General features: G+C 33.0%; 9 protein-coding genes. All 9 read right to left on the bottom strand.

Annotated elements, in window-relative coordinates:
* Positions 1-6: 6 nt before the first annotated feature.
* The 9 genes from ABRY23_01365 to ABRY23_01325 all read right to left on the bottom strand — a co-directional run bounded on the left by ABRY23_01365 (position 7) and on the right by ABRY23_01325 (position 13,756).
* Positions 7-1,251 (bottom strand): fibronectin type III domain-containing protein, encoded by a 1,245-nt coding sequence (locus ABRY23_01365; protein MFA3781694.1) that lies wholly within the window; start codon positions 1,249-1,251, stop codon positions 7-9.
* Between the two features lie 136 nt (positions 1,252-1,387).
* Positions 1,388-3,286 (bottom strand): hypothetical protein, encoded by a 1,899-nt coding sequence (locus ABRY23_01360; protein MFA3781693.1) that lies wholly within the window; start codon positions 3,284-3,286, stop codon positions 1,388-1,390.
* Positions 3,277-3,738, bottom strand: coding sequence for a hypothetical protein (locus ABRY23_01355; GenBank protein ID MFA3781692.1), 462 nt, complete (start codon positions 3,736-3,738; stop codon positions 3,277-3,279). The genes ABRY23_01360 and ABRY23_01355 overlap by 10 nt, the downstream gene beginning before the upstream one ends.
* A gap of 28 nt (positions 3,739-3,766) precedes the next feature.
* Positions 3,767-5,179 carry a glycosyltransferase family 2 protein gene (locus ABRY23_01350; protein MFA3781691.1) on the bottom strand — a complete coding sequence of 471 codons (1,413 nt, stop codon included), beginning with the start codon at positions 5,177-5,179 and terminating at the stop codon, positions 3,767-3,769.
* A 340-nt stretch (positions 5,180-5,519) separates the two neighbouring features.
* Positions 5,520-6,842, bottom strand: coding sequence for a hypothetical protein (locus ABRY23_01345; protein MFA3781690.1), 1,323 nt, complete (start codon positions 6,840-6,842; stop codon positions 5,520-5,522).
* Positions 6,843-6,921: 79 nt separating this feature from the next.
* Positions 6,922-9,948 (bottom strand): tetratricopeptide repeat protein, encoded by a 3,027-nt coding sequence (locus ABRY23_01340; protein MFA3781689.1) that lies wholly within the window; start codon positions 9,946-9,948, stop codon positions 6,922-6,924.
* A 68-nt stretch (positions 9,949-10,016) separates the two neighbouring features.
* The gene (locus ABRY23_01335) at positions 10,017-11,312 is read right to left on the bottom strand and encodes an RAD55 family ATPase (GenBank protein MFA3781688.1); all 1,296 of its coding nucleotides are present in this window, start codon (positions 11,310-11,312) and stop codon (positions 10,017-10,019) included.
* Positions 11,313-11,409: 97 nt separating this feature from the next.
* Positions 11,410-13,068 (bottom strand): glycoside hydrolase family 9 protein, encoded by a 1,659-nt coding sequence (locus ABRY23_01330; protein MFA3781687.1) that lies wholly within the window; start codon positions 13,066-13,068, stop codon positions 11,410-11,412.
* A 40-nt stretch (positions 13,069-13,108) separates the two neighbouring features.
* The gene (locus ABRY23_01325; protein ID MFA3781686.1) at positions 13,109-13,756 is read right to left on the bottom strand and encodes a sterol desaturase family protein; all 648 of its coding nucleotides are present in this window, start codon (positions 13,754-13,756) and stop codon (positions 13,109-13,111) included.
* Positions 13,757-13,853 lie beyond the last annotated feature (97 nt).

Here is a 13,853-nt window from a genome sequence, read left to right as displayed (position 1 = left end):
ACTCATTTAATTTGGTGTTGTCAATTGCACAGTGTTTGAATATTCAGTGTAAATGCGATCACCTAAAATTTGTCGAACTCTGTAATAATAAGTTACGCCTCTTGATACTGAAGTATCTGCAAATTTAGAAACATCTGAAGCAGTAGTACCAATTTCTTTAAATGCACCGCCGCTGCCTGTCTTTCTTTCAACAACAGTTCCCTTTTCCAAAAAAGTATTGTCAGTCCATTTTAATATTACGCTATCAGGTGAAGTTTTAAAAACAGCAGTTAAATTAGTAGGTTGAGGAACGTCAGTATAGAACGTTGAAATTGATACCTCATTAGAATAACCGCTGACCGTTGTACTTGTATAATAAGCTACTCTGTATTTATATCCAGTTGAAGCCATAACGGAATAATCAGTATACTCAGTAGAATTTGGCAAAGCATTTGGGGAGAGTCGTTCAAAGTTGCCTGTACGAGGATTAGTTCGTTCAATAATAAAACCCATTTCATTAACAGCAAAATCATTCCAGTGAAGAATTACTTTGGAGGCACCAATAGCTTCAGCTGTTAAATTCCAAGGTCCGCCTGGCAAAGTGTTAGTACTAACTTCGTTGCTAAAATTTGAAAAGCCGGCATTGTTAAAAGCTCTTACTTTATAAAAATAATCAACAAAAGGAGAAAGACCACCATCGTTAGTACTTATTGTATTTGCCGGAAGCAATTGAATTCTGTGATAATTACCATTCGTACCTTCTTTACGCCATACTTCATAGTTAGTTTCGTTATTAGCGCTATCATCCCATAAAAGATTCACTGTGTAGTCGTCAATTCGTGTTAATGTTAAATTGCCTGGAGCTTTAGGAACATTTTCAATAACATAAATATTTTCTTGAGTTGCACTTTTTTTATACTTACCGGCTTTGTTGTATACTACTACGTAGTAAGTAATCTTTTTAAAAATTAATGAGGAATCTACTTCAAGGAATAGATTAGGATTAGAGCCATCTGAATTTACAGGTACAATTTTACTTGATACATTATTTATAAAAATTTCAAAATGATCTAATCCACTACCGCCTGGTGCATCTGTTGCAGCATATTTTATAGTATTTTTGCCAATGTGAACGGTATCTCCGCTTAAAGGGGAATACAATTCAATGGAAGGGGTAGAAGTTTGGCTATCGGTTATATTTTCAACACAATACCACATAAATAAAGCTATAAATAAAATTGAGTATATAATCTTCACATTCAGCTTAATCATCAAATTTCCTAATATTTCTTCTTGCTAATATGAAATATAATCATATTTCAGATGTTATTAATTACTTAGTAAATGAAGAACCAAAAAATTATTAAATGAATAAATCGGCTGGGGAAAAAGTTTAGTAACATATTTATCAAATAGAAACATTATCAAAGTCAACTAAAAGTGTTCTTGTTTCGTGGGGTTCCATTTTATCAACATAGAAATAAATTGTCTGCTGGTCGTCTGATAAATCATATTTAGGGATTTTAGTATTAATAAGTTCAGCTGATACATGAACATTTGTAACTTTTTTATTCAAATGTACTTCCATCACTAAATTTTCTGCAGCCATATCCGATGGGTTAGTAATTTCAACTGCAATTCTCCTGCTACTTCTTGTTTCGTATCTGGTTTCAATATTTTTTCTTTCTTCCCACCAGGATAATAACTCGTCGAGTGATGTTACCCAAATATTTTTACTGCGAATGTATCTCAGTAAATCATTTACAACTCCTGAAAACTGAGGCTGCAACTGATATTTCGTATGCAGTTTAAGCACATACAACCCACCTTCAAACAGCAATCTATCAACATCTTCTTCATAAGTATACTTTTGAAATTCGGGCTGGGTCAATTTATATTTACCAATAATTTCGTAATCATCACGCGCAGTTTTGGTAATAACTAAAAATTTTTTATCACCCATTATTTTTAATTCTGGTTCAGACCTATCGGTAAGAGAATCTGTAACAATAAACTTGATTCCATACTGAGATATAAGCTGAAGTGTATTATTGTTGTAATAACCATAATAAGGCATTATTGCATTTACATTAGAACTCGATAATTTACTTAAAGTATCTAAAGCAAATTTAATATTAGTTGATTGAAGTTCTTTGGTATACAATTGATTAATAGTGTCCTCAGGTGAAGATATAAATCCAAGATCCACAATTGCACCTATTTTACCATATCGAGCAATGTTTTGAATTAAGCTTCTATTTTTTATTGCTGTTTGTGGATCAACAAAAAAAGTTACAGGGAATTGCTTAGAACTAACGGCATTAATAATATTATTAACGCTGTAAATATCCTCATCTAAAGTGGGCAAAACAACAGCAGCTGCAGAATATGGTTCAGGCCAAATTTTAATAGTTCCGGTTGGATTGTAAGTTAACCAGTTTAGAGTATTGTTAAAAAGTTTTTCAAAAAAGACATAATCTTTTTGTGAGCCCAACACTGAAGTAATTTGGAAGCCAAACCATACAAATCTGCCACGACCATAAGTACCGTAAGCGATTCCAGCACTTTTACTAATGCCTTCTCTAACCAATCCAGCTTCGCGCCGGAAATCGTACCAAAAGCTTGCTTGAGTTGTTCTTGGTTCTAAGACTTCCGCCATAATAGGCCTATCCCATGTGGCAATTTTAAGGGCATATCCAGCAGGTATTCCTGCTGTAATTGGCAAACCCCCTCTAATTGTATGAATCTTATATGTTTCTTCAGGTTTAATTTCAGTGTTAAATTTCATTCCAAACAATTCAGTAAAAAAGTCCCAACCTCTCCATTTACCATCATCTGAATAGGTTGCTGGCCCGCCGGTGACGAACAAGCTACCGCCAAGTTCTATAAACTTTTTCAATTGAACAATCTCTTTATCGCTGAGCGATTTAGCACCTGGCAATGCCAAAGTTTTATAATTAAATATGTCACCCAATTCAATTGATTGGTCACTTATTACATCGTAAGTAAACTTCGCATTTTTGATATATTTTTCCCAAGCGTCAATATTATCACGAAGCCAAGTGTTACCGGAAGGAAGCATGTTCTCGGTGTACTTTGAGTAAAGTATAGCAATTTTTCTTTCTTTTGAATCTGTTAACAGTGTAAGATTATTCTTAGTAGGCAATATTTGTTCTATTTGATAATTGCCGTAGATGTTTTTAATTATTAGTAAAAAAACCAGAAAAGCGGCTATTAGTAGGACTAATCCGCTTAGAAAAATAATTGAGTAGTTAACTCTTAACCCCGTTTTAAGTTTTACCGCCATCTCAAATTATCTTCGTTAGACTTTTTACTTTTAACTGGTTCTTCATAGCCTTCGTTCGTATACCGCAAGTATTTTTTTTGAGGAACATATTTTTCTGCATCAGAAGTTGGTCGAGGTGCACCAGGTGTGTGATACTTTTGTTCTTGCGTATAAGGTCTTTCGCCAGTAACGAAAGTGGGCCTTAGCTCTGGGCCGCCAGCTCTTGCTTGTTCAAATGTAGGAACAGGTCCCTGCTCAGCAAAAGTGCGTCTTCCAGGTTCTACTACTCTTTGCTCTACTGCCATTGGTGCTGGGGTAACTAATTCGGCAGGTATAGCAGACGGTTGTGGTGCTTCGGCTGTTAATCCTTTACTTTCTCTAATTTTATATAGAATATATGCACCGACCGCTAATATAAAAGTAGAAATAGTTGCCACCAATATTATGAGCGAAAGTATCGGAATTAGTTCCATTGCTACTCCTTCACTGCTTTTTTATTAATTAACCTTTAGCAGGTGCAGCTGCTCGTGAAAAACCTTTTCTTTCTAGTTTTCCCCACGTCATTCTAACACCTAAAAATTCCTCAATTGTTGCCATCCCTTTAGTTATATCAATTAATAAAATAAAAACAACACGATAAATTATAGCATAAGGGACAAGTCTAAATTCTTCTTTTTCTACTGCTATACAATACACTGCTGCCATTAAGTCTAATATAGCAATTCCAAGCCACCATAAAAATATAAAGCTAGACATCCCATAGAAGACAGCAACGATAATAAAGAACAAGTTTACGAAAATATTCATTGCTGGCCATATTAATGTCTCGTAAAACATAGCCCACAGAATCAGAGTATTGTTGAAATTTAATGTTGGATTATATAAATAATTTTTATGCTTTCTTATTGCTTGTAATATGCCGCGAGTCCATCTGTATCGCTGTTTCAACAATTGATAAAGAGTAGCAGGTGCTTCTGTATATGCTACAGCATTTGGCTCGTAAACGATTTTCCAGCCATTAGCTAAAATTTTTAACGTTATATCCGCATCCTCAGCAAAAGTATCGCTCGAATAAAAACCAGAATCCCGTAATGCAATTTTTCTAAAAACTCCAATTGGTCCAGGAATTATGTTAACCATCTTTAAAAAACCTTGAGCACTTCTTGGCATATTTAGTCCTTCAAGATATTCTAAAGCTTGTAAATCTGTTAACATTTTTTTCCTGTTTTGTACTTTCACGTTGCCAGCGACGGCACCAACAGTAGGGTCAGCAAAGTGCCTCATAGCCATTCTTAATGTATTTGATGATAACTGCGAGTCGCCATCCATACATAAAACAAATTGCGCATCCGAGTATTGAATACCAGCATTTAATGCCTTAGCCTTACCGCCATTTGGCTTATTAATTAACGAAACTTTTACTAACGACCTCCTCCCTTGCTGATATCCTACTAAACTTTCGGCAATTTGAGCTGTGTTATCTGTTGAACCATCATTAACTATAATTATTTCATAATTCGGATAATCCAAATCAAGCAGCGAACTTATCGACTCGGTTAGAATTTTCCCTTCATTATAAACCGGCACTATAATGGAGACTAAAGGATAAAAGCTGTCTTTCTTTTCGTGTGTATATCTATTCAAATAAAAATATGCCATAAATAAAATTCCAAAGTATCTAATCAGCAAAACGAATAAAAATATGACCAGCGAAACAATCGAAGCGTAAACAAATAGTCCATTCCATGAAAGCACTGTTAGAGGCAAAGTGTAAATTATTATTAGTAATAATATAATCGATAAAATGCCAGATATAATTATTACTCTCATTTTTTCTTTGCCAAATTTTCTCTTTGGAGCTCTTAGCTCTCTATTATCCAATGCTATTTGAAATTTTTGTAAGTTTTTTTCCATTTCAATAAAAAATTAAATATTTGTAACACCTAATGAAAACAAATGTAATGCCACCGGAAACCCCTTTATTGTGCATTTTTTAGTGTAATTTAATCCTCAAATTTCCTAAATAGTTACATTTTTTCTTGTCATGGCTCAATTTTGAACAGTTTTGCTGAAAATATAGTTTTTAAATTAACTTATTGCAAGAAAATAAGTTAATCTAAATTAACTCACTATTGGCTAAATTTCTGATTTACGTGAAGGGAAAAGGAAATATTTAATCTCCAAGAATCTTTCTTGTTTTATGAAATATATAATAAGGCAAATGTGAGCTTAATTAATGTAAAAAAGCTTTTATTTATTTGTTCTTATAATTACTATAAGCATCCATCAGAGATTTAAAAAATAAATCGGCAACCTTTTTACCGCCTTCAGGGGTAAAGTGAGCGTAATCTCTCAATGCTAAAGGAGGCGATGAATTCACCCATTTATACATCGAATTTTCTCCACCCATAGCTTCCCACAAATTCCAAAATGCTATGTTGGTTCTTTCTGCAATTCGTTTTTGTGATTTCAATAAAAGTGGCACATCTGGATTAGTAACAAAATTAGAGCCTATCTTCATAGTTTTATCTTCTACGCTTATTAGAATAATGCTACACTGTGGAAATAGCTTTTTATACTTGTTAATTACTTCAACCATTTTATTTTCGTATAGAGTATATATACCTTTATTTGGAGAAGTAACATTTGCGCCATAATTAAATACTAATAGTTTGTAATTCATAATTTGGCTAAACTCACTAAGAATTTTATCATTTATATCTAATAGCGAAACCCCAGAATTACCTGGCATTGCAAAATTATCGACATAAATACCATTAGCAGATTCCAGACTTACCCCATAAATATATGGTTTTTCCCCAGAGATAAATTTAATAAGCAGTGATGTAATAGAAGAGTTTGAGTTAATATCAAGACTGTTTACTAAATCACTTTTAGTTAGATTTAACCGAACAGGTTTTTGATTGTTAACCGAATATTCGATAATTGAACTTTCATCTGCATTGCTGTAAAATAATCTCGCCATATAAAAGACTTGAGTTGATGCCAAATAATTTGTTGTTTGATATTTAACCCAGCTCCCTAAGTTAGGAACAGCTACGTTGCCACTAATACCTAAAGGCAAATTATTTGGATTCCTTTTCACAATAGATGCAGAATTCCAATCATTAGAAAATTCGTGGTAAACTGACTGCCGCATTTTTATATCTTCTGAAATTATGGGAACAAATCCTATACCCTTGCCACCAAATTTTTCCTGAAGAAAATCTCTTAGGTATTCACTAATAACATCACCCAAAATAATTGAATCTCCATAGTAACCTATTCTAATTCTTTTTTTACTTGTTTGTTTAAGTGCGTCAAAAAAATATTTAAGCTGGCCAGTATTACCAGTTATCGGTACATATTTGCCAAGTGAATCTTCTCTATAATTTGGAGCCTCATTTTTTTGCCGAGTTGATGTAAATATTGGAATTCCACTTTGAATGCTATCTGAATAAGTTGACTTAAAACTACTTTTAGGGAAAAGATACTGAACGAAGTAAAAATTAATAATTAAGAAAAAAAACAAAATGCAAAGTTTAATTGCCAATATTAGAGTTTTGTTTTTATCCAAAGTGCATTCTCCATAAATTCTATGATAAGGTTTCAGTTTATGTAACAAGTAAATTAATTTGTTTCTGCACTAATGCAAGTCAAAATATACTCCAATAAGCAGAAACAGAAGCAGAGAAACTTTTATAATTAGAGTCATAACGGAACGAATTACTTAAACTCAGCTTCCCATTTATAACTAACAGTTCAAAAGGATTAAATGATATTTCGGCAGAAATTTCGCTAATAACAAAGTCAACACTCGGTACATATCCAATTTTGCCGCCAAATAATAATTTCAAGTTTTTTTCAGGAACATATTGATATTCACCCCAAAGGCTGTGAGAAGTAAAATTTTGTGGTGAATAATAAAATGGCGATATAAAGGCATAATCGGAAAAATAATACTCATAACCGAAGAAACTATTTAGAAGAAATTGCCGGCCAATTCTAAGCAATAGATCATTGCCTTCATTGGAATCAGAAATTTTATAATAAGCATAATACCCACTGACTTTAAACTTTTTCAGTAATTCGTAAGCAGCATTAAATCTGTACATTTCTATTTTGGATCTAAAATTAACTATGTTTTGTGAATATAAAACAAGCCTAGCATCATTATTATTATAATATCCTGAAATAGAAACTGATGAAATATCACTCTGTTTTTCATACCTCATGGTTAAATCGCCAATATATTTAATTGGTTCGCCTAAAATATTAAGCAAGCCGTAAGACCCCGATACGGTAAAAAATTTCAAGAGGAACAAACTTGCTCTGCCGCTAAAAGCTGTAAATTGTTTGTTGTTAATAGAAGAATAAATATTTGTTCTTATCCACGAAGCTCCAAGTGATAGGGAGCCAATAAATCCGCCCTCGAAAAGTAAACCATAGTTATGAAATTTAAGTTTTTGATTATCCGCATAGAAATTACTCAGCGGTGAAATTCCAATATTTGTAGGAAGCAAGTAGCCAAACAACCTGCCAATATTATGAATACTTGCAGAAAAGCCATAAGGCGGCAGCCATTCTATTCTTTGTTTCAGCATTCTAATTGTAGAAGTATCTTTTGTTTGCTCTAAAGCTTGTTCGTACAAATCATCAGCAGCTGCATATTTTTTTTTCTGCATATAAGCATCGCCTAAAAACATTAATCTCTGATTTATCATTTCCTTTACTTCTTCATCCGATAGATTAGTTAAAAGATCCGTTTCCGGTTCTCTAACAATTTTTACAGGCTCCGGCTCACTCTTTATTTGTTGCTGGCTCATTAATTTTTTCTTCTGATTTTCCAACACTTTTTTGTACAAATCTTGAAAGACCTCTTCAGCTTCATCATAACGTTTAACTGCCATATAAGCATCGCCAAGGAATAAATATGTGTCCATGTTATCAGGTTGAATTTTATGCAAGTTCTCCAACTCATCTACAGCTTGTAAAGAGTCGCCATTCCACAAATAGTTTTTTGCTCTTCTTAGTGCAACATCATAATCAAACTCTTGTGACAGCAAACTATCATAAATTTCTATAGCTTTGCCATAATTTTTAACGCAAGAATTGATATCGGCATATTCAAGCAGTTCATCTTTAGTTAATGCGGTACGCTGTGATTTATATTCATCATATTTAGCTAATGCCTCATCACACTTACCTTCTGCGGCAAGTTTACCGGCTTGATTCCTAATTTCAAATGTTTGCAATTCTTTGTAAGCTGATAAATGAAGTTCATAATTACTTTCGGCTGTTATTACTTCAGGGCTATTAGGTGCAATCGATTTAGCAACATCTAAATATTTTTTTGCTTTTTCGTAATCGTTTTTCCATGAATAAATTGTAGTTAAAGCAAGCGGTGCTCTAATATCGTGTGGCATTTTATTGTAAACATTCAACAAATACTGTTCTCCCAAGTCCATATCTTGAACAGTCCATGCAGCAATTTGGCCGCGCAATAATTGATACTCAAGATTATTAGGATCATATTTTAATAATGAATTTAAAGTTGAAATTGCATTTTCCCATTGGTAATTCCAAGCACTATATTGCGCATATTTAAACCTAACATCTAATTCTTGGTCATCAGGAATATTGCGCAAAAAATTTGATAACACTACCAGAGCACTATCATAATACAACATGTTGCCGTAAGCATCTGCTAATTTTAATACGGCATTTTTATCCGAAGGACTTTCTTTGATAATGCTCGTATACTTATTTATATCTGAGTTAAATAAGCTGTCCCTAAAGCTCGTTACAGTTTGCCATAGACTTTTAAATTGTTCCTCTTCACTATGCTTAGTCTGCAATCTTTGAAGCTGTTGATATGCTTCTTCATAGCGATTAGCCTTTATTAATTCTTTAACGAGCTTAAAACGAACCTCATCTTGGTCGGGGTTATTTTTAAGTACTGCATAATATCTATCAATTGGGTAAAGTCTTTCAAAAGATCTAGGTTGATACATCACAAGATAGCCTTGATTTTTTACGAGGTCCAGTCCATCCTGAGCTTCTTTAAAGAATGGTTTAAATCCCAATGCTTTCTTAAATGCATCTTCAGCAATTTTATATTTACCAAGCCAAAGAGTAAAATACCCGTACCTGCTCCAAAGTCTCCAGTCGTCGGGAAATCTTTCAACATATTTTTTCAATATTTTCTCTCCTTTTAAGATGGAGCCTGTCTTAGCCAAAATTTCTGTGTACCTAATAATTTCGTCAGGTGAGGCATTATCATCTCTTTTTAGGTATTCATCGTACCACTTTTCTGCTTCTTTCCATTCTTCCAGCCAGCGATAACATTTACCAATTTCTAAATATGGAGACGGTTTCTTGGGGTCAACTGCAATATCTCTTTTATAACCCTGTATATTTTGATAAAGCAACTTATGCCATGCTGTTAAGGTTCTATTAAGATTTTTTCTATACTCATCATTTGAGGGGTTTAATGCTATGGCTCTTCTAAAATCTAACACGGCATACTGATATTCTGCTCTTTTTTCATAGCAAAGTCCCCTTAAATTATAACCCTCGGCAAATTGAGGATTAGCAGCTATGAACTTATTAAACTGGTCAATAGCCTCGCCATAACGACCTGCTTGCATATGTGCTATGCCAAGTCGTTTTAAGCTTTCCAATTTTTGCTGTGAAAATATTGTTGAAAATGTTAAGGACAGAATAAAAAATATGTTTAAGAAAATCCTCATCACCCAATAAATCGATTGAGCGGTTGATAAGTTTGTTCCGCTGAATTTTCAGCCGCTAAAATAGTTTGCATCATTGCTTCAGCATTTTCTACTCTATCGTCTACTTGTAAATTGAAAATTGTAATGTACTCGAAAACTGTGTTAATATAAGAAGGGTCTTTACTCGGCAAGTAATTTTGTATATTCGACATTAAATCCACAGCATTTTTCAATGTACCTCTTACCAATAAAACTATAACCTTGTTATCCAATACACATATTTTATCTTTTTTGCTAGTTGACTTCTTAATAGCATTTTGTAATTGATTAATTGACAACAATCCCTTTACTTGTGCCGCTGGATCTAATTTGAATGAAACCAGATTAAAAGCTTGTCCAGTACTTTTGTATAGCGCTATTTGATTATTAAGCAGCAATAAGAAATCGTTATAGTTATATATATTTGAAAATGCATAAGGCTCATATGGTTCAGTTTGTGGACCAGATTGTGTAGCTGTTTTTTGCTTTCTTTCAAGAGTAAGTGAGGGCTCGGTTGTATATTCAAAGTCCGGCGTAAAATCTACAGTAACTCCTTTATAAGGTTCGATTCTATAACTTGAAGTAAATTGACCTTGAGTATGGCCAACATTAGGAATAATTGTAGCCGTACCTGTTTGATATTTATCCGGTTGAACAAGTTTTTTCAGTTGTATAACACCAGTAACATGTTGGGTAAGAATTGAAACAATTGAATGAGCTTTTTGAGTTGCTGGTTCTCCAATAATAAATAAACTGGTTATGTCTCTTTCTTCAATTACTTCCAGTGTGTTCAAAAAAGCTTCGCGTAAAATTTCTAAGTTTCTAAAACCAACGAAGGGTGTCAGCTCGTCAAATATAATTCTTGATGGACCATACTGATTAACAACAGTTGCAATATCGTTAAGATATTCTACTAAATAATCATCTGGATTATACATTTCATAAATATCTTTAGGGGGAGCAACGCGAACTACAATAATTAAATTTTGGTTCATGTATGACTGTATATCAAAGTTCAGGGATGCTGCTTGAATCATTAAATCCTTAGGTCTCATTAAAGTAAAATAAACACAGACCTCAGAAGACTTAGCTGCTTCAATTGCAAACTGTAAACCGAGTAAAGTTCTGCCAGATTTACGTGGACCAACGACAAAGTAACTGCCGCCTTTGTAAACACCACCCCAATTGTGGTCTATCAGTGAAAATCCAGATGAAATTAACCTTACAGCAGCCGACATAAGATACCTATTTGTATTATAGACATTGTTGTTTGTCAACTAAAATGCCAGCAGTAATCCTATTTTAAGCTAAAAATATGCTGTTTTTTAATTCTAATTATGAGATTAAAGAACAAAATGCACCAAAATAATACAGCTAATTTTTCAGATTTCCAAACACAAAAATTGCTGTTGCATTGCCTGTAATTGTCGGCTCATTGGTAATAAAATCCATTCTGTCATCTCTGTATATGGCCGCATCAGTCTGAAATTTTTTGTAAACATCCTTTTGCGAAACTGGCATATTATATTTTAATAGGAAAGATTTTGTTGCAGGTCCAGCAGCCAACCCTCCCGGCAATTCTCCTTTTATATATGCAATTTGATGGTGAAAGTGCTTTGTATAATTTGTGCCAATTTTATATATAAAGCTGACACCCCAAGGGTTTCTTCCTAAAATAAAATCTCTTTGAAAAATCTCTAATGAATCAAAATTATTGCTACTTGTTAGTCTCCTCCACAAAATATTTTGAAGGGCTATGCCTAATAAAGTTACATTTGTTCCCCATGTTAACTCAGCACCTTCCCCAAAAAGATTATTGGATTTATTTTTGTTGAACTCAATTAAGTTATTAAAAATATATTTCTGGAACTTACTTTCAATCGATGCTAAGCGATAATGAACAATAGAATTAATATTACCCCAACTCCACCAAAAATCCGAACCTGCTGAATCTGCATATACTTCAGAATCATTCAAATAATTTTTATTGCCTGTCGACAAATAAAGTTCAACAGCGCCTAAAGCAAGTTTTCCATAATAATTATTATCTAAATACATTCCAGTTCCGCTGCTGTCAATATTAGGTACATTATTACGTATCGAATAAAGCTCTTTAGCTGAACTAAGACATTTATTAGCAAATTCTGGATAATTTAAAACGTCTTTCCATATTCTATAAGCCAAAGACATAGTAGCAGTATATATTCCAATTAGATTTTTGCCAATCCCAACAAAAGCTGGTCTATCGTATTGTAAAGAATCATCTTCTGGCAAACGCCAACCCACTTCGTGGTCTCTTAAGTCTTGTACTTGCGTAATTAATTTATCTTTTTTGAAGTGACATCTCAGCATCCAGTCCAAACCAATTTTAGCCTCTTCCAATATATCTGCTACGTTATTTTTATTGTTGTCAAAACTAAACTTAGAAGGGTCAAATTCGTAAGAAAAAAGAAGCATATAAGTAGAATATGCCGTAGTATTAAGAAATTTTATATAATCTCCTGCATCATGCCAACCGCCAGTTACATCTACAGATTGATTAACAACATTTTTGCCAATAATTAAACTTGTTGCATCAGCAATATGGCAAACACCATGAAGTTTTGGATTTGTATAACCGCAGCGCTGAACTTTAAAAAATTCCAAAAGATATTCGGCTAATTGATTATAAACACCACTACCAATCTTAAACTCATACGATTTTTGATTCTCCACTTCAATAAAATAGATTCCCGCGTTTCTTACTTTGCTGAAATCAATTACATAAGTATAATTAAAGTCTCCGTATTTACCCTCATTATTCCCAATTCTCCCAGAAAAAATTTTCATATTATTTTTTTTATCGATAACAGAAAAAATTTTACCCGATAAATTTGTATTCGATAAAATTACAGCGGTTTTCAAATCATCAGGTAAAAAACCAAGTTGATTTACTCTTATAAAGATTTCAGATTCGGCACTTATTTTGTTCGAACAACCTGAATAAGTAGTAAATATTAAAAAAGCTAAAAAAAGTCTGAGTATTATTTTCATCAAAAAAGATAATTATCTGACAATAATTATAAGAAGAAAACTAATTGTTTTCCTCAGCTACTTTTTCTTTTATTTTTTCAAAATTAGTTTTAAATACATAGTCCCAAGTGGGCTGACTTACTCCAAAGCCCTTTTTTGCGGTTTGATAATGATGTTTCATGTGATGATTTTTTATTGCAAGCCAAAATTTACTTTTCATATTAAAATGATGAACAGCATAATGTGTTGTATCATAAAACATGTATCCAACTAAAAAACCTGCAAAGAAGGGGTTAACATTTTGAACGCCGAGTAACCACAAAAACAAAAGATAAAATATAACGGCTAAAGGGATACTTACAGATGGCGGCATTACAAGTCTTTTAGAATCTTTAGGATAATCATGATGAACGCCGTGAATAATAAAATGAATTTTTTTGCCTATTTCATTATTTGGTTCATAATGAAATACAAATCGATGCAATGTGTATTCTGTAAAAGTCCAAACAACAATTCCAATTACAAACCAAAATACCGAAACTCCGACTGAAAGATTGAATAAGAAAAATCCTCTGTAAAGAAAAATTAAAGTAATTGGTGTATATAAAATAAGAGGTACTGTCCAATGAACACGTGATAAGGCTTCTAAAAAATCATTTTTAAAAAGCCTTATTGTTTCATCCTTGTTAGAAACATAATTTTTTGGCATATAACCCCCTTCATCTTTTATTTTATTTGCTAATGTGAATATACTCATTTATCATAAAAAATTAAATAATCAAAAATGGGTAAACAAGGTAAACAAA

It is taken from the genome of Melioribacteraceae bacterium 4301-Me (genome assembly GCA_041538185.1).
Classification (GTDB): domain Bacteria; phylum Bacteroidota; class Ignavibacteria; order Ignavibacteriales; family Melioribacteraceae; genus Pyranulibacter; species Pyranulibacter aquaticus.
This window is presented reverse-complemented; position numbering and strand designations above follow the sequence as displayed.

What these genes read in the sequence shown, in the direction of transcription:
- ABRY23_01365 (MFA3781694.1), bottom strand. Translation starts at nt 1,251, where the DNA reads ATGATTAAGCTGAATGTGAAGATTATATACTCAATTTTATTTATAGCT.
- ABRY23_01360 (MFA3781693.1), bottom strand. Translation starts at nt 3,286, where the DNA reads ATGGCGGTAAAACTTAAAACGGGGTTAAGAGTTAACTACTCAATTATT.
- ABRY23_01355 (MFA3781692.1), bottom strand. Translation starts at nt 3,738, where the DNA reads ATGGAACTAATTCCGATACTTTCGCTCATAATATTGGTGGCAACTATT.
- ABRY23_01350 (MFA3781691.1), bottom strand. Translation starts at nt 5,179, where the DNA reads ATGGAAAAAAACTTACAAAAATTTCAAATAGCATTGGATAATAGAGAG.
- ABRY23_01330 (MFA3781687.1), bottom strand. Translation starts at nt 13,068, where the DNA reads ATGAAAATAATACTCAGACTTTTTTTAGCTTTTTTAATATTTACTACT.
- ABRY23_01325 (MFA3781686.1), bottom strand. Translation starts at nt 13,756, where the DNA reads ATGCCAAAAAATTATGTTTCTAACAAGGATGAAACAATAAGGCTTTTT.